Here is a 21,630-nt window from a genome sequence, read left to right as displayed (position 1 = left end):
AAGGCCCTCCATGCCGCTTTCCCCCTTTGATCCGAGCGGCAGAGTGCCTATCTTGAGGCACAAAGATAAGGGGCATTTCGTGCTGGGTAGAATAACAGATGGCATCAGCCGCAGTGCCGAAACCGCGATTTCCGGCGTATCCGAGGCACTGTTTGAACCCGTGATCCGGCTGGGCGTGACGGGGCTTTCGCGGGCGGGCAAGACGGTTTTTATTACCAGCCTTGTGGCCAATCTGCTTGATCGCGGGCGGATGCCGCAATTCGGCGCGGCCCCGCGGGTCGAGGCCGCGTTTTTGCAACCGCAGCCCGATGACACCTTGCCCCGCTTTGAATATGAGACACATCTGGGTGCGATTACGGGGGCAGCCCCCCATTGGCCCGCCTCTACGCGTGCCATATCGGAACTGCGCCTGTCGTTGCGCGTGCGCCCTTCGGGGTTTCTGGGGGGCTTGCGGGGGCCGCGTACCATCCATCTGGATATCATCGATTACCCGGGCGAATGGTTGCTGGATCTCTCGCTTATGGGCAAGACTTATACCGAGTGGTCCGAGGCGACCTTGGAGCGTATCGCGCATCGGACGCAGGCCGAAGCCTTCATGGCACAGGCCCGCGCCGAGGATGCCAGCCTTAAGCTGGACGAACCGCGCGCCCAAACGCTTGCCGCCAGTTTCACCGCTTATTTGCAAGAGGCGCGGGCGGCGGGCTGGTCCGATTGCACGCCGGGGCGGTTCTTGTTGCCCGGTGATCTGGCGGGCAGCCCGGTTTTGACATTCGCACCACTGCCCAAGCCGCTGGAGGCCCCGCGCGGCAGCCTTTGGCGCGAAATGGATCGCCGGTTTGAGGCCTATAAATCCCGCGTGGTCAAACCCTTCTTTCGCGATCACTTTGCGCGGATTGACCGGCAGGTGGTGCTGATGGATGTGCTGGGGGCGATCCACGCAGGGCCGATGGCGCTTGAGGATATGCGCCGCACCATGGCCGAAATTCTGGGCGCCTTTCGGCCCGGAAATAATGGGTTTCTGACGTCTTTGTTGCTGGGCAAACGGGTGGATAAAATCCTGTTCGCCGCGACCAAGGCCGACCACCTTCACCATTCCCAACACCCGCGCCTGACCGCGATCACCGAGGCGCTTTTGCGAGAGGCGCGCGACCGTGCCGCCTTTGCCGGTGCCGAAACCCGCGCGATGTCGCTGGCCTCGCTGCGCGCCACCATTGAGGAAACTCGCGAGCACAACGGCGCCACCCTTGATCTGGTGCGCGGCACCTTGCTTGACACCGGCAAGCAGGCGGCGATGTACGCAGGCCAGTTGCCCGAGGACCCCAACCACCTGCTGTCCCCCGCCCGCAAGGGAGAGGCGGCCTGGCTTAATGCCGATTACTCCATCATGTCATTCGCACCCGCCCGCCTGACCTTGCGCCCCGGTGACGGGCCGCCCCATATCCGGCTGGATCGGGCGGCGGATTTTCTGTTGTCAGACCGGCTGGGCTAAGGATTTCACATGGCAAAACCTGTATTGATCGACCTTGACGACACCCCCACGCTGACCCCGTCTGATGCGCCGCCGGTGCCGGATTTAGGGCTGCCGGACGGGCGCGCCGTCAAGGCAGCGGCGGCTTTGGCCGTGGCGCGACCCTCGCGCATCACACGCTTCGCGGTTTGGGCTTTGGGGGCTTTGTTCAGCCTGATGATCTCGGTTGCGGTCTATGATTTCGTGACGGGGCTTTTGGCGCGCAACAGCTGGCTGGGCTGGTTGGCCTTCGGGCTGACGGGGCTGGCCGTCTTGGCGCTGTTGGGGTTGGCCATTCGTGAGGGGATGGGGTTTTACCGTCTTGGCCGTCTGGACGGGTTGCGCGCCGAGGTGGCGGTGGCCCGTAAGGCGGGCGATCTGAAAACCGCGGGCAAAGCCACGGATCACCTGCTGGGGCTTTATAAATCCCGTCCTGACCTGCGCTGGGGTGCGGCCAATCTGGCCGAGCGTCGCGCCGAGGTTCTGGATGCCGATGCTTTGCTGAACTTGACCGAGGCCCAGCTTCTGGCCCCGCTGGATCTGGCCGCCCGCGCCGAGATAGAGGCCGCCGCCCGCCGTGTGGCGACCGTGACGGCGCTGGTGCCCTTGGCGCTTGCGGATGTGGCGGTGGCGCTTTTTGCGAACCTGTCGATGATCCGCAAGATCGCGGTGATCTATGGCGGGCGCTCGGGTACTTTGGGCAGTTTCAAGCTGTTGCGCCGCGTGTTCTCGCACCTGCTGGCCACGGGCGCGTTGGCGCTTGGGGATGACCTGATTGGATCGGTCGCGGGGGGCGGGGTGCTAAGCAAACTCTCGCGCCGCTTTGGCGAGGGCGTGGTGAACGGCGCATTGACCGCCCGTGTCGGCGTCGCCGCGATGGAGCTGTGCCGCCCGATGGCCTTCCACGCCCTGCCGCGCCCCAAGGTCTCTAACCTGATGAGCCGCGCCTTGAGCGGTGTGTTTGACGGTGTTTCATCGGCCATGACCAAGCCCCGCTAGGGGCTGGGGCAAAATCCTTGCATTGCATGGCTGGACCAAGCGCTCAACCGGGCGTATAACCTCGGATATGCGACAGCTATATGTGAAAACAATACGAATTAGCGGCCCGGCGATCTGATCCGTTCAGCCGCCGGGATGCCCTTTGCCGCCAGCCTTTGCGCGGTCTCGTTTTCGCCTGTCCCCCATCATTTTGATCCGTAAGGAAACGCCCATGTGCGCCGCCACGCCTGACTATAAAGACAGTGTTTTTCTGCCCGAAACCGAATTCCCCATGCGCGCAGGCCTGCCCATGCGAGAGCCGGAATGGCTTGCCCATTGGGAGAAAATCGGCATCTATGACCGCCTGCGCGAAAAGACCGGCCGCAAGCCCTTTACGCTGCATGATGGCCCTCCCTATGCCAACGGGCATCTGCATATCGGCCACGCGCTGAACAAGACCATCAAGGATATGATCGTGCGTTCGCATCAGATGATGGGCTTTGATGCGCGCTATGTGCCGGGCTGGGATTGTCACGGCCTGCCGATCGAATGGAAGATCGAGGAGCAGTACCGCGAAAAGGGTCTTGACAAGGATGACGTTGATACCGTCGCCTTCCGTCAGGAATGCCGCAATTTTGCCGCCGGTTGGGTGGACATCCAACGCGAGGAATTCAAGCGTTTGGGCGTTGCTGGCAATTGGGCCGACCCCTATTTGACCATGGATTTCCACGCCGAACGGGTGATCGCCGAGGAGTTTATGAAATTCCTGATGAACGGCTCGCTTTACCAAGGCTCCAAACCCGTCATGTGGTCGCCGGTTGAGAAAACCGCACTGGCCGAGGCAGAGGTGGAATATCACGATCACACCAGCCACACGATCTGGGTGCGGTTCAAGGTGGTCGGTGAAGATAGCCTGACAGTGGTGATCTGGACCACGACCCCTTGGACCATTCCGCAAAACCGTGCGGTCTGCTTTGGCCCCGGCATCGCTTATGGGCTATATGAGGTAACGGACGCACCGGAGAATTCTCAGGCAAAGGTCGGGGAGAAGATCATCCTTGGCGATGCGCTTGCCGCTTCGGTCTTTGCTGCCGCCAAGCTGGAAGAGGGCATGGTCACGCGCCTGCGCGATGTGTCGCCGGACGAGTTGAAGGGGATGACCCTTGCCCACCCGTTCCGCGGTGTCGAAGGTGCCGAGGGCGAGTGGGATTACAATGTGCCCATATTGCCGGGCGATCACGTGACCGATGATGCGGGTACGGGCTTTGTGCATACCGCGCCCAGCCACGGGGATGACGACTATCAGGTCGGGCTGAAATTCGGCCTGCCGATGACCTATAATGTTGAACCGGACGGCTCTTACCGCAAGGATCTGCCGATCTTTGGCGGTCAATCCATCATCAACTCCGATGGCAAAGACGGCCCCGCCAATGTTGAGGTGATCAAGCAACTGGCCTATGCGGGCGGCTTGCTGGCCAAGGGCAAGGTGAAACACTCTTATCCGCATTCGTGGCGCTCCAAAGCGCCGGTGATTTATCGCAACACGCCGCAGTGGTTTGTCGCGATCGACAAGACGTTGGACGATGGCATGGGGCAGAACGGCGATACCATCCGTAGCCGCGCGTTGACCTCTATCGACAAGCTGGTGAAATGGACGCCGCAAACCGGGCGCAACCGGCTGTATTCGATGATCGAGGCGCGGCCTGATTGGGTGCTGTCGCGGCAACGTGCTTGGGGTGTGCCGCTGACGTGTTTCATCAAACGCGGGGCGAAACCGACCGATACGGACTTCTTGCTGCGTGATGATGCGGTGAACCAGCGGATCTTGGCGGCGTTTGAGGCCGACGGCGCGGATGTTTGGTATGTGCAAGGGTTCAAGGAAAAAATCCTTGATGGCCTGCATGATCCCGAGGCCTATGATCAGATTTTTGATGTTTTGGATGTGTGGTTTGACAGTGGCTCCACCCATGCTTTTGTGCTGCGCGACCGCGCGGATGGTACAGAAGACGGGATTGCCGATGTTTACATGGAGGGCACTGACCAGCACCGCGGCTGGTTCCATTCCTCCTTGCTTCAGGCTTGCGGCACACTTGGCCGCGCGCCGTACCGCAACGTGGTAACACACGGCTTTACGCTGGATGAAAAGGGCATGAAGATGTCCAAATCCGTCGGCAATACCGTGGTACCAGAGGAAATCATCAAGCAATACGGCGCGGATATTTTGCGGCTGTGGGTGGCGCAGGCCGATTACACCGTGGATCAGCGCATCGGCAAGGAAATCCTGAAAGGCACGGCTGACAGCTATCGCCGTTTGCGCAATACGATGCGCTTTATGCTGGGCAATCTGGCGGGCTTTACCGATGCCGAACGGGTTGATGTCAAGGACATGCCAGAGCTGGAGCAATGGGTGCTGCACCGTTTGGCAGAACTGGATGTCGAGGTGCGCAAGGGCTATGGTGCGTTTGATTTCCAAGGCGTGTTCCAAAAGCTGTTCACCTTTGCCACGACAGACCTTTCGGCGGTGTTCTTTGACGTGCGCAAGGATGCACTTTATTGCGATGCGGCTGACAGTTTGCGCCGCCGGTCCGCACGCACAGTGCTGGATTTGCTGTTCCACCGTTTGACCACTTGGCTTGCGCCGATCCTGGTCTTCACGATGGAAGATGTCTGGCTCTCGCGCTTTCCGGGTGAAGGTAGCTCTGTCCATTTGCAGGACATGCCCGAGACGCCGAGTGATTGGCTCAACCCCGAGCTGGCGGCGAAATGGGTCGGACTGCGTGCGGCGCGCCGTGCCACGATTGCCGCCCTTGAGGTGCAGCGCAGCGCCAAGGTGATCGGTGCCAGCCTTGAGGCGGCCCCCGTGGTGCATGTTGAGGATGCTGATCTGCTTGCGGCGATGAAATCGGTCAATTTTGCGGAACTGAGCATCACCTCGGGCGTAAGCCTGACCGGCGATCCTGCACCTGCCGAGGCGTTCCGCCTGCCCGAAGTGCCGGGCGTGGCCGTGGTGTTTGAGATGGCACCGGGTGAAAAATGTGTGCGCTGTTGGCAGATCTTGCCTGATGTTGGCACCCATAAGCACCCCGGTACGTGCGCGCGTTGCAACGCGGCACTGGGCTGATTTCGGGGGGCGTTCGCGCCCCCTTTTCGCATATTGGCTGCAGCGCAAGGACCAAAGATGAAACAAGCGGTGTACCATTCCCCCTACGGCCCCTTTGCCTTGGTCGAGGAGGGCGGGCTTATCACCCGCATCGACTGGACTGCGCGGCGATCAGATCCGACGGCCATGTTGCGCGAGGCTTGCCGCCAGCTGGACCAGTATTTCGCCAAAGAGCGGCAGAGCTTTGATCTGCCACTGGATTTCGGCAGTGGCTTTCAAGAGGCGATGCGGCGGGCTTTAGCTGCGATCCCTTACGGTGAAACCCGCACTTACGGCGATTTGGCCAAGGCTTTGGGCCGTCCGGCGCAGGCGATCGGGCAGGCGTGCGGCGCCAATCCGATCCCGATTTTAATCCCCTGCCACCGGGTGCTTGGCGCAGGCGGGCTTGGCGGCTTTTCCGCGCCGGGGGGCGTGGAAACCAAGATCGCCCTGCTGAAACTCGAAGGGGCTGGCGGTTTCCTGATCTAGCGCCGCTCGGGGATGATCTGTTGCGCGATGCCCGCAAATGTCAGGTAAAGCGAGGTGATGATCAAGCCCCAGATCGCCCAGCTTTCGGGATGGAAATCCACCCAAGTTGCCCAACCGGCAAAGAAGGTCCAGCCCAAGGCCATCGACAGTGAAAGCGCGAACCAGCGCTGTGTCCGTGTCGGGTGGATGAACTTGAGGTTGGTGAACATCGCAACCGTCAGCGCAATCACAAAGGCCAGAATAATCCAATACCCCGGTTGTAGCGCAAACATCACCAAGACAAACATATTCCAGCAACCCGGAAAGCCTGCAAAGGAGTTATCCTTTGTTTTCATGCGGCTATCAACGAAATAGATCACCGAACCATAGGTGATAACGATGATGATAAGCCAGCCTGTCCAATCGGGCAGCAACCCCGACCGAAAGAGCGCAAAGGCGGGAATAAACACATAAGTCAGATAGTCGATAATCAGGTCCAGCAACACCCCGTCATAGGTGGGGTAATTGGTTTTTACATCATAGCGCCGCGCCAAAGGCCCGTCGATCCCGTCCACCACCAAGGCAACCACTAGCCACCAGAACATCAGGCTCCAGTTTTCATCCACCGCCGCCAGCATCGCCAACATTGCCAGAACGGCACCGGTTGCAGTGAACAGGTGCACGAAAAGAGCTTTAATTTTCAGAGACATATATATAATTTTTCCGGTGTTTTCTTGTGTCAGGCGCGGGGGTGTGCTTTTGCGTATACTTCCATCAGGCGGGCAGTATCAACCGCAGTATAGGCTTGGGTCGTGGAAAGTGATGCGTGGCCAAGCAATTCCTGAATGGTGCGCAAATCCCCGCCAGCACTGAGCAGATGTGTCGCAAAAGAGTGGCGCAGCGCATGCGGTGTTGCCGTGGCGGGCAGGCCAAGCCTTGCGCGCACCCGCTCCATCGCGCCGGAAATCAGCCGCGGGTTCAAGGCCCCGCCGCGTGCGCCCCTGAACAGCGGCGCATTGGGTGTAAGGTCATAGGGGCAAAGGGCGGCATAGGCTGCAACGGCCTTTTGCGCGGCGGGCAGAACGGGCACAAGGCGTTCCTTGCCGCCCTTACCGGTAATGCGCAACACACCCGGCAGCGGGGAGGCGGCCCCCGTCAGGCCCAAAGCCTCGGATATCCGCAGCCCGCAGCCGTAAAGCAGGGTTACAACGGCGGTATCGCGCGCGGCGATCCACTCCTCACGTGCGTCGTTGCCGACGGTTGCCAGCACATCCATGGCCGCGGTTTCCGCCAAGGGGCGCGGCAGCTTGCGCCGGAATTTCGGCGCGCGGGTGGACAGGGCGGCGGTTGCGTCAAGGTTCTCACGATCCGCAACCCAAGCGGTAAACCCTTTGACCGAGGATAGCGCACGCGCCAAGGACCGCGCCCCAACGCCGCGCCCTCGCTCATGTGCCATCCAGGCGCGCATATCGGATTGGGGCAGGGTGACAAGACCGGCCAACCCTTCGGTCCCGCCGCGATGCTGCGCCATGAAGGCCAGAAAGCCGCTCACATCTGCCGCATAGGCCGTGATCGTGTTTTCCGCAGCCCCGTTAAGCGCGCGCAGATGGGCCAGCCACTCCGCCATGGCCGCGCGGGCGGCGGGCGAAATGGCAAGGCTCATGACAGCCAGCGCCGCATTGTCCGCTCAAACACCCCGGCGAAAAATGCCAGAAGGTCGGTGCCTTGTGTGGGTTTGAACTGATGCGGGTCCTCGGCGCCCAGCACCAACATCCCCGGCAAACGCCCCGCGCCAAAATCCAGCCGCATCAGCGCCTCGGAGCGGATGCTCTCGGCCTGTTCGCCGTAAAGCGTGTCGGAGGCAATCAGGACCGGGCGCAAGGTCACGGGCCGCAGCGAGACATTGCGCCCGCCCGAGATATATTCCGCGATAAAGCCCGGCTCGGCGACATAAAGCACCTCGCCCAGCTTACGCAGTGCCGGATCATCCTTGCCCTGCACCGATTCCAGTACCAAACGCACGCTATCGACCCGCAGGGTTTGCATGACATCGGTGCCAAGGCTTTGCAAAAACTCTTCAAACCCCAAGGGGTCCAGCATTTGCAGAATGGCGCGATGCACCTGATTGGTGCCGGCAAGGTTTTCATAGGCGGCGGCAATCACCGAACGGTGGGTGTCTTCCAGCCGGTCCAGCCGACCCTCCAAGCGTTCCATCGCAATGCCGCGCAGGTCCACGATGTTCGATCCCATCGCGCGCTCATTCGCGGCAATCAGGGCGCGCATCACATCCTGATCGTCTAATAGCGTTTCCGGCGCCGCGAGGATGCGGTCGCGCATGTCCTGTTCAATCATACTGCTGCCTTATTGTTTTGGCGCATGTTATCAGCGCTTGCGCGCGATTTCGCGTGTTTTTTTAACCGCAGGGGAATTCAACGGGCGATTGGGGCAAATCTGCAATGCAAAAAGGCCGTGCGCCTGATGCACCCGGCCTTTGTCTGCAATTGCGTTGGTTCAGATGATCTTCTGGCCGGTCTTGGCCCAGTCTTTCATGAACTGGTCCAAGCCCTTTTCGGTCAGCACATGGTTTGCCAGCGATTTGATCACGCTTGGCGGGGCGGTCATCACATCGGCACCGACCAGCGCGCATTGCGTCACGTGGTTGGCCGTACGGATAGAGGCCGCAAGGATCTGCGTCTCAAACCCGTAGTTGTCATAGATCGCGCGGATGTCGGAAATCAGGTCCATCCCGTCAAGGTTGATATCGTCCAGACGCCCGATAAAGGGGCTGATAAAGGTCGCGCCTGCTTTGGCCGCCAGCAGCGCTTGGTTGGCCGAGAAGCACAGGGTCACATTGACCATATGGCCTTCATCCGAAAGCACCTTACAGGTTTTCAGCCCGTCCCATGTCAGCGGAACCTTGACCGCGATATTGGGCGCGATTTCGGCCAGTTTGCGGCCCTCGGCGATCATCTCGTCGGCTTTGAGCGCAACAACCTCGGCCGAGACGGGGCCAGAGACAAAGCTGCAAATCTCTTTGGTGACTTCCAGAATGTCGCGGCCTGATTTGAGGATCAGCGAGGGGTTGGTGGTCACACCATCCACCATGCCCAGATCATTGAGTTCGCGGATTGCATCCACATCGGCGGTATCGACAAAGAATTTCATGGCAGGTGTCCTTTGGGTGTTACAGCTTGGCTTGTGGGTGTATTAGCGCAAAGCAAGAGCCGAAGAAAGGGCAAGGCGTGGAGTGGCAAGCAGGCGAAGTGATCGGCGTTGCCGTGACCGAGAATTTCGGTCGCGGTCTTGGCCCAGTGCTGGATTACCGCGCGCCCGAGGGCGGTTGCGCTTTGGGTGATTTTCTGGAGCTGCCGCTGGGCCCGCGCAAGATTTTGGGCGTGGTCTGGGGGGCGGGCATGGGGGGGATTGACCCCGCGAAATTGCGCGCCGCCTACCGCGTGCTGGATGTGCCGCCGATGCGCGATGAGATGCGCGCCTTTCTGACCCGCGCCGCCGATTACACGCTGACGCCCTTGTCGGCGATGCTGCGCCTTGCCACCCGCGCGCCGGGGCTGGACAGCCCGCCGTCCACCCACCGCGTCTACCGATTGGGTGTGGGCGAACCCGCCCGCGCCACCGATGCCCGCACCAAGGTGCTGGAGGTGCTGCGCGACTATGGCGGGCTGGCGTTCACGCTGAAGGAGTTGGCCGATCAGGCGGGGGTGACGCCTTCGGTCATCAAGGGTTTGGTGAAATCGGGGGTGGTGCTGGAAGAGGACGCCCCCCGCGATCTGCCCTATCCCCGCCTTGATCCCGACGCGATGGTGGTACGGCTGGCAGGTGATCAGATCACGGCGGGGGATGCTTTGGTCGCATCAGTGGCGATGGGGGGCTATTCCGCGACATTGCTTAAGGGCGTGACGGGATCGGGCAAGACAGAGGTCTATCTTGAGGCGGTTGCCGAATGTCTGCGCCAAGGGCGGCAGGCCTTGGTGTTGCTGCCGGAAATCGCGCTGACGTCGGAATTCATCAATCGGGTTGAGACCCGCTTTGGCGCGCGCCCTGCGGAATGGCATTCCGGCGTGACGATGACCGAACGGCGGCGGCTGTGGCGGATGACGGCCAATGGCGGGGCGCAATTTGTGGCGGGGGCGCGCTCGGCACTGTTCCTGCCGTTTCAGGATCTGGGCCTGATCGTGGTGGATGAGGAACACGACAGTTCCTACAAGCAAGAGGAGGGCGTGTTGTATAACGCCCGCGATATGGCCGTTTTGCGCGCGGCGATTGCGGGGGCTGCGATTGTGCTGGCCTCGGCCACGCCCTCGCTGGAATCATGGGTCAATGCGAAAACGGGCAAGTATGGACGGCTTGATCTGGGGGCGCGCTTTGGCGTGGCGGAGATGCCGGATATGCGGGCGATTGATATGCGCGCCGAAAAGCTGCCCTCGAACCGCTGGATTTCCCCGACGTTGGAGCGGGCGGTCAAAGCGCGGGTGGCGGCGGGGGAACAATCGCTGATTTTCCTCAACCGGCGCGGCTATGCCCCCGTGACCCTGTGCAGGGCATGTGGTGAGCAGGTCGGCTGCACCGATTGCGATGCGCGAATGGTAGAGCACCGGTTCCAGAACCGCTTGATGTGCCACCAATGCGGCGCGACACGCCCGATGCCTGATGTTTGCCCCTCCTGCCAAGTTGCCGGCAAGATGGCGCCGGTGGGGCCGGGGGTGGAACGTCTGGCCGAAGAGGTTATCGGCCTATTCCCCGAGGCGCGCGTGGCGGTGCTGTCATCTGATTTGTTCGGTTCCGCCCGCGCGCTGAAGGAGCAGATTGAGGCGATTGCCGCAGGGGCTGCCGATATCATCATCGGCACACAGATCGTGGCCAAGGGGCATAACTTTCCGCTGCTGACGCTGGTGGGGGTGATCGATGCCGATCTTGGGCTGACCGGATCGGATTTGCGCGCGGCAGAACGCACGTTCCAATTGATGCGGCAGGTCGCGGGGCGGGCAGGGCGTGCGGATAAACCCGGCGTTGCGATGATGCAGACCTTTCAGCCCGAACACCCCGTGATCCGCGCTATTCTGGGCGGCGATGAAGAGGCCTTCTGGGAGGCAGAGGCCGAAGAGCGCCGCGTGGCTGGTGTGCCCCCCTATGGGCGTATGGCGGGGATTATCCTGTCGGGGCCAGAGGTAGGGCCGGTGTTTGATGTCGGCGCGGATCTGGCACGCCGCGACGTGCCGTTGCGCAAGATCGGCGCGCAGGTGTTCGGCCCTGCGCCTGCGCCCATCGCCCGCGTGCGCGGACGGCATCGGGTGCGCTTGTTGGTCAAGGCTGAGAAAAACGCCCCCCTACAGGCCGCCATATCGGAGTGGATCGCGCAGGTACGCTTGCCCAATAACGTGCGGCTTGCGGTGGATATCGACCCGCAGAGCTTCCTATAGGGCCTATACCGGAATGCTGTGCTGCGGGCCGTCGAAACGCGCGTGATAGGCGTGGATCCGGCGCATGATCAGCAAATGTTCCAGCGTGTTGCGCAAGAACGATCCCCGCGTTGCGTTGTTTGGCGGGGCGATGGTGCCCAGCAGCCCGCAATCGGGGAAATACCGGTCAAGATAGGGGCGCAGCATTTCCAGATAGCGCGGCGGGCAAATGCCGTCGGGGTCAACCCAAGGCTTGGCCGCCCCCGCAAAATGGGAAATGCGCAGCGGGATCGTCAGCCCGAACAAAGGCCGCTTGCCCACCCATTGCCAGTTCCAGACGGGGCTTAACTCTGTCCACTTGCCATGAAGCGCGATGTTGAGCAGGGATTGGTCGTGGTGCACCACGGCGTCCGGCTGCGTTTCGGCAAGCTGCAGGCAGGTCTCCAACAGCTTGTCATCGCGGAATTTTGCCGTATTGAGCATCAACACCCCGCTGTTGAAATAGGGGGCGGGGGCAAGCCCTGCGCGCCGGAAATCGCGGATGTGTTTTGTGGGGCGCAGCCATTGTTGCATATCACGCACGGCGGCCACCGCACGGCCATGCATATCGACCGTAAAGAGATCGGTCAGATCGCCCCCCTCCAGCATCATATCGGAATCGAGATAGAGGATTTTGGCATAGGTATCGCCCAAAAGATCGGGCAACCACAGCCGCAAATAGGCACTGACAGGCAGGTGCCCAGATTTTTGCTTGGCAAGCGCCGGCCCCGTGTCCAGATGCAGGAACTTCACGCCCTTTGCCGCCAGATCGGCCGGTATCTCCAGCTCTTCCGAGGAACAGATGCAGATATCAAACGGCGCATGCGGGTTCTGGTTGGCAATCTGGTCCGCCAGAAAGCAACTGATCGGCAGGTAGTTCCTGTCACAGCACAGGGCGATGGCATTCCTCACGCGTAACGCTCCGCCGTCAGCCCGTCGAGCGAGATTTCGGGCGTTTTGCCCATGACCACATCGGCTACGGCGCGGCTTGATCCGCAGGCCATCGTCCAGCCCAAAGTCCCGTGCCCGGTATTGAGGAACAGATTGTCATATTTGCTTGCCCCCATCACAGGCGGGCCGTCGGGGGTCATGGGGCGCAGACCTGTCCAGCCTTCGGCCTTGGCCAAATCCCCGCCGTGCGGGAACAGGTCACTGATGACATGGCGCACGGTGTCGGTGGCATGGGGACCAAGACGGTTGGAATAGCCCGCGATCTCGGCGGTGCCTGCAACGCGGATACGGTCGCCCAAGCGGGTGATGGCGACCTTGTGGGTCTCGTCCATGATGGTCGATTGCGGGGCAAAGGCATCATCGGTGACGGGCAATGTGACGGAATACCCTTTGACCGGATAGACTGGCAGCTTGATGCCGATAGGGTTGAGAACCCCGGGGCCGTAGCTGCCAAGGGTGCAGACATAGGCATCCCCCGTAATCCGCCCCGCCAGCTCGACATCCACCCCCGCAACGCGCCCGTTCTCGATGGCGATGCCGCGGATATGCTGGCCATATTGGAAATCGACCCCCATCTCGACACATTTTTGCGCCAGCGCCGAGGTGAACATCTGGCAATCGCCGGTCCGGTCGGCCTTCAACTGCAAGCCGCCAACGAATTTTTGGCGCACCTCGGCCAGTGCCGGTTCCGCCTTAATGCAGGCATCGGGATCAAGCACCTCGAAGGGGCTGTCATATTCGGCAAGGATATCCTGATCGGCCTTGGAGTCCTTGAGCTGTTTTGCGGTACGAAAAAGCTGCAATGTGCCCTGTGCGCGGCCGTCGTACTGGATGCCGGTCTCGGCGATCAGATCGGGCATCACATCGCGCGAGTAGCTGGAGACGCGCACCATGCGGCTTTTGTTGATGCGGTAGCTTTCCTCGTTGCAGTTGCGCAGCATCGAGTAGCACCATTTCCACATCGTCGGGCTGATCAGCGGCCAGATGAACAGGGGGCGGCGCTTCATGAACAGCCATTTCACGGCTTTTACGGGGATGCCGGGCGCGGCCCAAGGGGAGCTCATGCCATAAGAAAGCTGACCTGCGTTGGCGAAACTTGTTTCCAGTGCCGGTCCGGTCTGGCGGTCCAGAATTGTGACCTCAGCGCCTTGTTTCGCAAGATAATACGCGGTGGTGACGCCGATTACGCCCGCACCCATCACGACGACTTTCATTTTGTTTTTCCCTGCTTACCCGATTCATTCAGGAAACCATGCACGCTTGCGCAGGGCAACTCAAGCGCCTCTCACGCCAAAGCGTGCCGACCTGACTGATCGATTACGAAATCGGTAAGCATCGCCCCGATCCACATGCAAAAAAGCGCGAGCCAGGCCGTTCCGGCCAGAATGGAGGTGCCGGTAACGCCCGCGCCAATCGCACAGCCCCCTGCAAGCATCGCGCCAAAGCCCATCAAGACCGCACCGATCATCGCACGGCGCATATTGCCTGCGGTGTCGAAGCCCTCGAATTTAAGCTCCCGCCCCCAAAGGGCGGCCAGAAAGGCCCCGATGAAAACGCCGGGGATGAGGCCGATGTCGAATTCCAGCACCGGATTCGGCATCAGGAAAAACATCAGCGTATTGGCCGACGGCCCCGAGAATGTGGCGGAGTTGATGGAGACCGGCTCAAACGCGACCTGCGCCAGCGAGAAAGTCAGCACCCAGCCAACCGCCACCGCAAACCCCACGCCCGAGGCAAAGACCAGCGTGCGGTAGGATATTTTGTTGCGCAAGGACACGACAAGCGCGAGGATCGCAAGGGCGATGCCCACGACCAGCCCGGCCTCATCGGGCAGGCGCAGCATCGCCGCAAGGTCCACATTGCGCCCGCCGGGTGTCACCCAAAGCCGCGCAAGGTAATCACGCAAAGGCGCAAGCCAGCCATGCAGGCTCATCTGCGCGACGACGGCAAAGATCAGGCCCGACACGATGGACCGCAGGTTGCCCGTGGCCGCCAACACCAAAAGCCGCCCCGAACAGCCGCGCGCCAGCACCATGCCCACGCCAAACAAAAGCCCGCCGATAATCGCCCCTGACCAAGTGCCGGGAACCGCCATCATCCGTGCATCGGCACTGTTGAACAGGCCCAGCCATTGCGCGCCTTGCACCCAGACCAGCGCCGTTGAAAACGTCAGCAACCAAACCGCCACACGGTCGCCCATCCGGCCGCGTGCAAATTCCACCGTTGCGGCGCGCAGGCAAAACCTGCTGCGCTGGGCCGCGACACCGAAAATCAGACCTGTAATCAGGCCAAAAAGCGCGGCGGTCGGCGCTTCTCCGATATGGTCGATCAGGGGGATGAGATCCATTCCACTCTCCATAGTGATGGGATCATATCGTGGTATCTGAATGCTTATACATTGATTCAGATCACATTGGTAGATTTTCGCAGTGGCTTTCAGCAATGGATTGTGGCTAATGCTGCGATATGTCGATGCGAATGATGCCCCTTGCCGATACCCTTGGCCTGCCATTCTGGCGGAGGCCTGTGTTTTTGCTCTGCCTGATGGCGGCGGCGATGCCGATTTCCTTTGCCACATGGTCCGCGCTGTTGAACAACTTTGTGATCGAGGCGGCTGGATTTACCGGGGTAGAGATCGGCTGGCTCCATACCGTGCGCGAAATCCCGGGGTTCTTGGCCGTGGGCGTGATCGCCGTGCTTTTGGTGATGCGCGAACAGGTTTTGGCGCTGGTGGCCTTGCTGCTTTTGGGGGTGGCGACGGCGATTACGGCATGGTTTCCCAGCTTTGGCGGCTTGCTGTTTGTCACCTTGCTGTCGTCAATCGGGTTTCACTATTTTGAGACGGTGAACCAAAGCCTGCAATTGCAATGGATTGACAAAAAACGCGCGCCGCAGGTTATCGGCTGGATTGTCGCGGTGGGGTCGGGGGCGTCATTGGTTGCCTACGGGCTGATCGTGTTGACGTGGAAGCTTTTTGACCTGTCTTATGATACGGTGTTCATGACCGCAGGCTTGGTGACAATCGCGATTGCGTTTTACGCGATCCTTGCCTTCCCGCAGTTTGAGGCACCGCACCCGCAAAACAAACGTATGGTGCTGCGCAGGCGCTATTGGCTGTATTATCTAATGCAGTTCATGTCGGGCGCGCGGCGGCAGATTTTCGTGGTTTTTGCCGCCTTCATGATGGTTGAACGTTTCGGCATGGATGTGCAGGCGCTGACGGCGCTGTTCTTGATCAATTACATGGCGAATATGGTGATCGCACCGCTGATCGGTCGCTGGATTGGCCGCTTTGGTGAGCGGCGGATGCTGATATTGGAATATGCGGGGCTGACGGCGGTATTCGTGGCCTACGGCTGCCTTTATGTCTTTGAGTGGGATTGGCATGTGGCCGCAACGCTTTATGTGATCAATCACCTGTTTTTCTCGATGGCCTTTGCGATCAAGACCTACTTCCAGAAAATCGCGGATCCGGCCGATATTGCGCCCACGGCGGCGGTCGCCTTTACCATCAACCATATCGCTGCGGTGTTCTTGCCGGCGGGGCTGGGGTACCTTTGGGTGATCTCGCCAAAGTCGGTCTTTGTGCTGGCGGCGGCGATGGCGCTTCTGTCGCTGTTGTTGTCATTACTGATCCCGCGCCACCCTGAGCCGGGGAATGAGACGATTTTTGCCGCGCGCCGCGTGGTTCCGGGGTCTGCGGGCAAGCTCTCGGCTTGACGCGGCGCGGTGCGGGGGCTAGGCCGCATCCATCAAAACATGAGGTTCCAGCATGCCCACCTATACCGCTTTGACTACCCTCGAAGGCCAGGATGCCGCCGAAGCGCTTGCCGAAGCGATGGAGCGGATGGAGCCGGAACCAACGGGCGTTGGCGTTTTCGAGATCGAAGACGACAGCGGGCTGTGGGAAGTGGGCGCCTATTTCCTTGAGGCCCCGAATGAGGTCACGCTGGAACTGCTTTCCGTGGCCTTTGACGCCAAGCCTTTCGCGCTTTCGGAACTGCCGGAAATTGACTGGGTCGCCCATGTCCGTCGCGAATTGGCCCCTGTTGAGGCTGGCCGGTTCTTTGTTTACGGCAGCCATGATGCGGATAAGGTCCCAACCGGGGCAAATCGCATTCCCCTGCAGATCGAGGCGACAGTGGCCTTTGGCACCGGCCACCACGGCACCACGCTGGGCTGTTTGCGCGCCTTTGACCGGCTGCTGGATCAGGGCTTTGCCCCTGCGCGTGTGGCGGATATCGGCTGTGGTACCGCCGTGCTGGCGCTGGCGGCGGCACGGGTTTTGCCTGATGCGCTGATCATCGCCTCTGATATTGATCAGGTTGCCGTGGATGTTGCCCGCGCCAATATGGAGATTAACGGGCTGGAAGGCCGCGTGGAGTGCTTTGAGGCCGCCGGTTTCGACCACCCCCGCCTGCGAGAGGCTGCTCCCTTCGATCTGGTTTTCGCCAATATCCTGAAGGGTCCGCTGGTGGAATTGGCGCCCGATATGGCCAAAAATATCGCGCAAGACGGGCTTTGCATCCTGTCGGGCTTGCTGGTGGTACAAGCCGAGTCGATTGAGGCGGCCTATCACGCGCAGGGCTTTGTTTCCGTTGCCCGCGAGGATCTTGGAGAATGGTCCGCATTGGTTCTGCGGCGTAGTTAATGCGCCGTTAAAAATACAGTTTAGGTTCAATTTTCTCTAAATTCGTCCCAGTTTTGCCTCAATATTCCGATTAACTGTCGGGATAGTAGGTTTAACTCGGGGTATGGTATGTATGATCCGAATATTCAGGATTTTTATGAGCGTGTTGGCCGCTTGAACAAGGCCCATGCGCGGGGTCTGGGCTTTGAAGCCGAAGGCCTGCGCGGGCGGTCGTATTACCGCCGGCCCAAACGCATCTCGGTTCTGCGGCCGCTCTTGTTGCTGGTGTTTCTGGCCGCTGTCGGGTTTGGCCTCAAAGGCACGGCCTATCACGTTCTGGGCCCGCATGCCTTTGCAGAACGGGTGGCAAGCCTGCAAGTGGATGAGGCGGTTTCCGGGAGGTTCCTATCGGCCGACCCTGTAACGCAATGGGTGGCAAGAGCCATTGAGCGGGCAATGACGCTGCGCGGATAAGGCCTGCGTTTTTCACGTTTCGCAATTAAAAAGGCCGCTCTCCAATTTGGGAGGCGGCCTTTTTGGTCTTATATGGTGTTGAGGTTGGGGGGCTTGCCCTCTCTCTCAAAATCAAAAGCTCGTCTGACGGGCGATTCCAGCAATATCGCCACGGGTCAGGCCGATATCGTCAAGTTCACGGTCCGAAAGCTTGTTCAACGAGTTGCGTGTGACGCGGGCGTCGTTCCAAGCGATGACGTTGGCAGAGATATTGCTGATGAAGCGAATAAAGCTGTAGGTCGAGATGGCGCCGAATGGGGCAGTGCGGGTCGTCTGATAAGCGGACATTGTTCAATTCCTTATTTATATTCTGCTGAATAAATCAGCGTGTGTTCCGATACGCTTCAAATAGGGGTGCTGCAGGCGCAAAGCAATGCGTCGAATTGGCATGGCCGTGATGCAATCCCTGCATGGCTGATTACCGCAGTTTTACCTTATTTATAAGGATCAAACCGAAATTGGTGTGTTCGGCCTGAAAAATGACTGCATACCGTGCACTTGCAGCATCCCTGCGGCAGATGTTTCGTCGTGGCGCAAAGCGCTTGGCGGGTGTTCCCTTTTCGTGCTATCCGCGTTTTAACGATAAAAGAGGGGCGTTTATGCGGGTAATGGGCATTGATCCGGGGTTGCGTAACCTTGGCTGGGGCGTGATCGACGTTGCGGGCTCACGGTTGAGCCATGTCGCAAACGGTATTTGTCACTCGGCGCCGGGCGAAGGGGTGGGCGATCTGGCCGCAAGGCTGCTGAGTTTGCACAGCCAGTTGACGGAGGTGATACGCCAATATGCGCCCGATGCGGCAGCGGTGGAAAATACCTTTGTGAACAAAGATGCGGTTGCCACGCTCAAGTTGGGGCAGGCGCGGGGGATTGCCCTTTTGGTGCCGGCGCAATTCGGGTTGGTGGTTGGCGAATACGCCCCCAATGCGGTAAAGAAGACCGTGGTCGGCGTGGGTCATGCCGCCAAGGCGCAGATCGACCATATGGTGCGCATCCATCTGCCGGGGGTAGAGATCAACGGGCCGGATGCTGCCGATGCTTTGGCGATTGCGATTTGTCATTCGCATCATGTGCAATCGGCGGGGCGGTTGAATGCGGCATTGAAAAGGGCAGCGGGATGATTGGCAAAATTGCAGGACGGCTGGAGTATCGCGGAACGGATCACGTTTTGGTCGATGTGCGCGGTGTTGGCTATATCGTCCATGTCTCGGACCGCACTTTGGCGTCGATGCCTGCGGTCGGGGGCGCTGTGGCGCTGTTCACAGAATTGCTGGTGCGCGAGGATCTGCTGCAACTGTTCGGCTTTCCGACCATGCTGGAAAAGGAATGGCATCGCCTTTTGGTGACGGTGCAAGGGGTGGGCGCCAAGGCGGCGATGGCGATCTTGGGCACCTTGGGACCAGAGGGCGTTGCCCGCGCGATTGCCTTGGGCGATGCCAAGGCCATTCAGGCCGCCCCCGGTGTCGGGCCAAAGATCGCGCAACGCGTGGTATTAGAGCTGAAATCCAAAGCGCCCGCAGTAATGGCGATGGGCGCGAACCCTGCAAGCACGGCCGGCGCGGTTGAAGATGATGTGATAGAGCCGACATCCGCCCCTAAAAAAGCCGCCAAGCCGGATAATTCCGCAGCTGCTGGCCGTGCGGCAGCGAATGCCGAGGCGCTTTCGGCCTTGATTAATCTGGGCTATGCACATGGCGATGCGGCGCAAGCGGTGGCGCAGGCGGCGGGTGAAAATCCCGATGCTGTGACGGGCACGTTGATCCGGGCCGCGCTCAAGCTGCTGGCCCCGAAAGGATAAGCGATGCAACCGGACCCGACCCTGCGCCCCGAGGGCTTGCCTGATGATGCCGACCGCGCGCTGCGTCCGCAGGTGCTGGAGGAATTCGTGGGCCAAGCCGAGGCCCGCGCCAACCTGCGTGTCTTTATTGAAAGCGCCAAGATCCGCGCCGAGGCGATGGACCACACGCTGTTCTACGGTCCCCCCGGCTTGGGTAAAACCACGCTGGCACAGATCATGGCGCGGGAATTGGGCGTGGGTTTTCGCATGACCTCGGGGCCGGTTTTGGCCAAGGCTGGCGATCTGGCGGCGATCCTGACCAATCTTGAACCCAATGATGTGCTGTTTATCGATGAGATTCATCGTCTCTCGCCTGTGGTCGAAGAGGTGCTCTACCCCGCGATGGAGGATTTCGCGCTTGATCTGGTGATCGGTGAAGGGCCTGCCGCGCGCACGGTGCGGATTGATCTGCAACCCTTCACGCTGGTGGGCGCGACCACGCGGCTTGGGCTGTTGACGACCCCTTTGCGCGATCGTTTCGGCATCCCGACGCGGCTGGTGTTTTATACCGAGGATGAGCTGGACCTGATCGTGACACGCGGTGCGCGCTTGATGGGTATCCCGTCAGACCCCGAGGGCACGCGCGAGATTGCCAAACGCGCGCGCGGCACGCCGCGTATTGCGGGGCGTTTGCTGCGCCGTGTGGTCGATTTTGTGCTGGTCGAGGGCGACGGCCGCCTGACGCGGGCTATTGCCGACCGTGCATTGACGCGGCTGGGGGTTGATCATATTGGCCTCGATGGCGCCGACCGCCGCTATATGATGCTGTTGGCCGAACATTACAGTGGCGGGCCGGTTGGGGTGGAAACCATCGCCGCCGCGCTATCGGAGGCGCGCGACGCGCTAGAAGAGGTGATCGAGCCGTTCTTGTTGCAACAGGGCCTTTTGCAGCGCACCCCGCGCGGGCGGATGCTGGCCCCGCGCGCATGGCGGCATCTGGGGTTGGAGGCCCCCCGCCCACCGGGGCAGGCCGATATGTTTGAGGAAAAGTAGCGGTGCAGGAAACACAAGGGCAAACCATGCAGGCCAGCGAGATCGAGGCAATGTTCACCCGAGGCACGGGCGATTATGTCTTTGCGCGCTGGGAACGGCCAATTGTGCCGGTGGTCTTTGGCGTCGATGATGCAACCCTGACCGTGGTCAAAGGCGCGGTAGAGGCGGTCGTGGCCCTTGCCGACCATAAGATGGCCGAGACCGACCCCGAGCTGGGCGCCAATCTGATGTTCTTCTTCTTTAGCGACTGGGCAGAGTTGCGCGCGGTGCCGCGCTTGGGGGAGATGATCCCCGATCTTGATGCCCTGACCCATCGGCTGGAGGCGGCGGGTGCGAACCAATACCGCGCCTTCCGGTTTGAGGCGAATGGCGCGATCAAGGCTGCCTTTGTTTTCCTGCGCATGGACGATGAGCTTTCCGCGCTGCCTGCCGAGGTGCTTGCGCTGAACCAGGCGGTTCAGGTGGTTTTGCTTTGGTCGGATAAGGCCTTTACGGCGCGCTCTCCCCTAGCGCGGGCGGGGGAGGCAGTGGTGCTGCGCCCGGATGTCGGGGATCTGATCCGCGCGGGCTATGATCGGGTGATGCCTGTTGCGGCAGGTGATCCCAGCCACGCCTTGCGTTTGGCCGCCCGGCTGGCGGTGAACGGGGGCGCGGGTGCATAGGTTTGATCTGCGTGTCTATTATGAGGATACCGACCTTGCGGGCATCGTCTATTATGCGAATTACCTGAAGTTCATCGAGCGGGCGCGTAGCGAATGGGTGCGCAGCCTCGGGGTGGATCAGGCCGCTTTACGCGCTAATGAGGGCATCGTCTTTGCCGTGCGCCATCTGACGGCGGAATACCTGCGCCCGGCGGTTTATGATGATCTGCTGGAGGTGCACACGACCATGACCGAGATCACCGGCGCGCGCATCCGCCTTGCGCAATCTGTCTGGCGCGGGGATGCGCTGTTGTTCGAGGCCGGGGTGACATTGGTCTGCCTGACGCTTGCAGGGCGGGCTGCGCGGATCCCGGCGGCGGCGCGGGAGGCGTTAACGGGAACGTGACGTAATACTGGCGGGATATTGCGCGGTTTTGCGATGATCTATTGGCATCTGTCGTCAAAGTCGGCTAGAATCAAAAAACATCAAGGGTCGGCAAACGGCCCATAAATAAAGAGC

The 21,630-nt window shown here is 60.6% G+C and carries 21 protein-coding genes; 13 read left to right on the top strand and 8 right to left on the bottom strand.

Annotation, left to right across the window (positions count from 1 at the left end; genetic code table 11):
• Positions 1–79 precede the first annotated feature (79 nt).
• The 4 genes from EOK75_RS05105 (at position 80) to EOK75_RS05090 (ending at position 6,113) form a co-directional block, all read left to right on the top strand.
• Positions 80–1,489, top strand: a complete 1,410-nt coding sequence (locus EOK75_RS05105; RefSeq protein WP_240794026.1) for a YcjX family GTP-binding protein — start codon at positions 80–82, stop codon at positions 1,487–1,489.
• 9 nt (positions 1,490–1,498) lie between these two features.
• Entirely contained in the window at positions 1,499–2,506 is a 1,008-nt protein-coding gene (locus EOK75_RS05100; RefSeq protein ID WP_137192895.1) for a YcjF family protein, read from the top strand.
• A 211-nt stretch (positions 2,507–2,717) separates the two neighbouring features.
• Complete coding sequence (gene ileS, locus EOK75_RS05095; RefSeq protein WP_137192894.1) at positions 2,718–5,606, top strand: isoleucine--tRNA ligase; 2,889 nt, start codon at positions 2,718–2,720, stop codon at positions 5,604–5,606.
• 57 nt (positions 5,607–5,663) lie between these two features.
• Complete coding sequence (locus tag EOK75_RS05090; RefSeq protein ID WP_137192893.1) at positions 5,664–6,113, top strand: methylated-DNA--[protein]-cysteine S-methyltransferase; 450 nt, start codon at positions 5,664–5,666, stop codon at positions 6,111–6,113.
• On the opposite strand, the gene EOK75_RS05085 is transcribed toward EOK75_RS05090, so the two are convergent.
• The 4 genes from EOK75_RS05085 to fsa all read right to left on the bottom strand — a co-directional run bounded on the left by EOK75_RS05085 (position 6,110) and on the right by fsa (position 9,257).
• Positions 6,110–6,802 (bottom strand): CDP-alcohol phosphatidyltransferase family protein, encoded by a 693-nt coding sequence (locus EOK75_RS05085; protein ID WP_137192892.1) that lies wholly within the window; start codon positions 6,800–6,802, stop codon positions 6,110–6,112. The genes EOK75_RS05090 and EOK75_RS05085 overlap by 4 nt on opposite strands.
• 29 nt (positions 6,803–6,831) lie before the next feature.
• Positions 6,832–7,755: a tyrosine recombinase XerC gene (locus EOK75_RS05080; RefSeq protein ID WP_137192891.1), complete on the bottom strand. Its 924-nt coding sequence runs from the start codon at positions 7,753–7,755 to the stop codon at positions 6,832–6,834.
• Positions 7,752–8,444 carry a DUF484 family protein gene (locus EOK75_RS05075; protein ID WP_137192890.1) on the bottom strand — a complete coding sequence of 231 codons (693 nt, stop codon included), beginning with the start codon at positions 8,442–8,444 and terminating at the stop codon, positions 7,752–7,754. Before EOK75_RS05075 ends, EOK75_RS05080 begins: the two co-directional genes overlap by 4 nt.
• Before the next feature lie 159 nt (positions 8,445–8,603).
• Entirely contained in the window at positions 8,604–9,257 is a 654-nt protein-coding gene (gene fsa / locus EOK75_RS05070) for a fructose-6-phosphate aldolase (RefSeq protein WP_137192889.1), read from the bottom strand.
• A gap of 101 nt (positions 9,258–9,358) precedes the next feature.
• On the opposite strand from fsa, the gene EOK75_RS05065 reads away from it, so the two are divergent.
• Positions 9,359–11,530, top strand: coding sequence for a primosomal protein N' (locus tag EOK75_RS05065; RefSeq protein WP_420821925.1), 2,172 nt, complete (start codon positions 9,359–9,361; stop codon positions 11,528–11,530).
• A 3-nt stretch (positions 11,531–11,533) separates the two neighbouring features.
• Here EOK75_RS05065 and EOK75_RS05060 read toward each other — a convergent pair whose 3' ends face one another.
• From EOK75_RS05060 to EOK75_RS05050, 3 genes are all read right to left on the bottom strand, one after another.
• The gene (locus EOK75_RS05060; RefSeq protein WP_168199150.1) at positions 11,534–12,460 is read right to left on the bottom strand and encodes a glycosyltransferase family 8 protein; all 927 of its coding nucleotides are present in this window, start codon (positions 12,458–12,460) and stop codon (positions 11,534–11,536) included.
• On the bottom strand, positions 12,457–13,713 hold the full coding sequence (locus EOK75_RS05055; RefSeq protein WP_137192887.1) for a D-amino acid dehydrogenase: 1,257 nt from the start codon (positions 13,711–13,713) through the stop codon (positions 12,457–12,459). The genes EOK75_RS05060 and EOK75_RS05055 overlap by 4 nt, the downstream gene beginning before the upstream one ends.
• Positions 13,714–13,784: 71 nt before the next feature.
• On the bottom strand, positions 13,785–14,846 hold the full coding sequence (locus EOK75_RS05050) for a YeeE/YedE family protein (RefSeq protein WP_137192886.1): 1,062 nt from the start codon (positions 14,844–14,846) through the stop codon (positions 13,785–13,787).
• 125 nt (positions 14,847–14,971) lie between these two features.
• Between EOK75_RS05050 and EOK75_RS05045 the strand changes: the two genes are divergently transcribed.
• The 3 genes from EOK75_RS05045 (at position 14,972) to EOK75_RS05035 (ending at position 17,603) form a co-directional block, all read left to right on the top strand.
• Entirely contained in the window at positions 14,972–16,219 is a 1,248-nt protein-coding gene (locus tag EOK75_RS05045) for an MFS transporter (RefSeq protein WP_137192885.1), read from the top strand.
• A 52-nt stretch (positions 16,220–16,271) separates the two neighbouring features.
• Positions 16,272–17,150, top strand: coding sequence for a 50S ribosomal protein L11 methyltransferase (locus EOK75_RS05040; RefSeq protein WP_137192884.1), 879 nt, complete (start codon positions 16,272–16,274; stop codon positions 17,148–17,150).
• A 108-nt stretch (positions 17,151–17,258) separates the two neighbouring features.
• The gene (locus tag EOK75_RS05035; protein WP_137192883.1) at positions 17,259–17,603 is read left to right on the top strand and encodes a hypothetical protein; all 345 of its coding nucleotides are present in this window, start codon (positions 17,259–17,261) and stop codon (positions 17,601–17,603) included.
• A gap of 111 nt (positions 17,604–17,714) precedes the next feature.
• Here the strand turns inward: EOK75_RS05035 and EOK75_RS05030 are convergent, their stop codons facing one another.
• Complete coding sequence (locus EOK75_RS05030) at positions 17,715–17,930, bottom strand: DUF1127 domain-containing protein (RefSeq protein ID WP_137192882.1); 216 nt, start codon at positions 17,928–17,930, stop codon at positions 17,715–17,717.
• 311 nt (positions 17,931–18,241) lie between these two features.
• Between EOK75_RS05030 and ruvC the strand changes: the two genes are divergently transcribed.
• From ruvC to ybgC, 5 genes are read left to right on the top strand one after another with little or no spacing between them, the layout of a single operon-like run.
• Complete coding sequence (gene ruvC / locus EOK75_RS05025; RefSeq protein WP_137192881.1) at positions 18,242–18,760, top strand: crossover junction endodeoxyribonuclease RuvC; 519 nt, start codon at positions 18,242–18,244, stop codon at positions 18,758–18,760.
• Positions 18,757–19,437: a Holliday junction branch migration protein RuvA gene (ruvA, locus tag EOK75_RS05020; RefSeq protein WP_137192880.1), complete on the top strand. Its 681-nt coding sequence runs from the start codon at positions 18,757–18,759 to the stop codon at positions 19,435–19,437. The genes ruvC and ruvA overlap by 4 nt, the downstream gene beginning before the upstream one ends.
• Positions 19,438–19,440: 3 nt before the next feature.
• Positions 19,441–20,469, top strand: a complete 1,029-nt coding sequence (gene ruvB, locus EOK75_RS05015; RefSeq protein WP_137192879.1) for a Holliday junction branch migration DNA helicase RuvB — start codon at positions 19,441–19,443, stop codon at positions 20,467–20,469.
• A 26-nt stretch (positions 20,470–20,495) separates the two neighbouring features.
• Positions 20,496–21,131: a hypothetical protein gene (locus EOK75_RS05010; RefSeq protein ID WP_137194299.1), complete on the top strand. Its 636-nt coding sequence runs from the start codon at positions 20,496–20,498 to the stop codon at positions 21,129–21,131.
• Positions 21,124–21,516 carry a tol-pal system-associated acyl-CoA thioesterase gene (gene ybgC / locus EOK75_RS05005; protein ID WP_137192878.1) on the top strand — a complete coding sequence of 131 codons (393 nt, stop codon included), beginning with the start codon at positions 21,124–21,126 and terminating at the stop codon, positions 21,514–21,516. Before EOK75_RS05010 ends, ybgC begins: the two co-directional genes overlap by 8 nt.
• Positions 21,517–21,630 lie beyond the last annotated feature (114 nt).

The organism is Pseudorhodobacter turbinis, assembly GCF_005234135.1.
Lineage (GTDB): Bacteria > Pseudomonadota > Alphaproteobacteria > Rhodobacterales > Rhodobacteraceae > Pseudorhodobacter > Pseudorhodobacter turbinis.
This window is presented reverse-complemented; position numbering and strand designations above follow the sequence as displayed.

What these genes read in the sequence shown, in the direction of transcription:
- ileS (WP_137192894.1), top strand. Translation starts at nt 2,718, where the DNA reads ATGTGCGCCGCCACGCCTGACTATAAAGACAGTGTTTTTCTGCCCGAA.
- EOK75_RS05100 (WP_137192895.1), top strand. Translation starts at nt 1,499, where the DNA reads ATGGCAAAACCTGTATTGATCGACCTTGACGACACCCCCACGCTGACC.
- ruvB (WP_137192879.1), top strand. Translation starts at nt 19,441, where the DNA reads ATGCAACCGGACCCGACCCTGCGCCCCGAGGGCTTGCCTGATGATGCC.
- EOK75_RS05075 (WP_137192890.1), bottom strand. Translation starts at nt 8,444, where the DNA reads ATGATTGAACAGGACATGCGCGACCGCATCCTCGCGGCGCCGGAAACG.
- EOK75_RS05055 (WP_137192887.1), bottom strand. Translation starts at nt 13,713, where the DNA reads ATGAAAGTCGTCGTGATGGGTGCGGGCGTAATCGGCGTCACCACCGCG.
- EOK75_RS05050 (WP_137192886.1), bottom strand. Translation starts at nt 14,846, where the DNA reads ATGGATCTCATCCCCCTGATCGACCATATCGGAGAAGCGCCGACCGCC.
- EOK75_RS05090 (WP_137192893.1), top strand. Translation starts at nt 5,664, where the DNA reads ATGAAACAAGCGGTGTACCATTCCCCCTACGGCCCCTTTGCCTTGGTC.
- EOK75_RS05080 (WP_137192891.1), bottom strand. Translation starts at nt 7,755, where the DNA reads ATGAGCCTTGCCATTTCGCCCGCCGCCCGCGCGGCCATGGCGGAGTGG.
- EOK75_RS05030 (WP_137192882.1), bottom strand. Translation starts at nt 17,930, where the DNA reads ATGTCCGCTTATCAGACGACCCGCACTGCCCCATTCGGCGCCATCTCG.
- ruvA (WP_137192880.1), top strand. Translation starts at nt 18,757, where the DNA reads ATGATTGGCAAAATTGCAGGACGGCTGGAGTATCGCGGAACGGATCAC.
- fsa (WP_137192889.1), bottom strand. Translation starts at nt 9,257, where the DNA reads ATGAAATTCTTTGTCGATACCGCCGATGTGGATGCAATCCGCGAACTC.
- EOK75_RS05085 (WP_137192892.1), bottom strand. Translation starts at nt 6,802, where the DNA reads ATGTCTCTGAAAATTAAAGCTCTTTTCGTGCACCTGTTCACTGCAACC.
- ruvC (WP_137192881.1), top strand. Translation starts at nt 18,242, where the DNA reads ATGCGGGTAATGGGCATTGATCCGGGGTTGCGTAACCTTGGCTGGGGC.
- EOK75_RS05045 (WP_137192885.1), top strand. Translation starts at nt 14,972, where the DNA reads ATGCGAATGATGCCCCTTGCCGATACCCTTGGCCTGCCATTCTGGCGG.
- EOK75_RS05010 (WP_137194299.1), top strand. Translation starts at nt 20,496, where the DNA reads ATGCAGGCCAGCGAGATCGAGGCAATGTTCACCCGAGGCACGGGCGAT.
- EOK75_RS05035 (WP_137192883.1), top strand. Translation starts at nt 17,259, where the DNA reads ATGTATGATCCGAATATTCAGGATTTTTATGAGCGTGTTGGCCGCTTG.
- EOK75_RS05040 (WP_137192884.1), top strand. Translation starts at nt 16,272, where the DNA reads ATGCCCACCTATACCGCTTTGACTACCCTCGAAGGCCAGGATGCCGCC.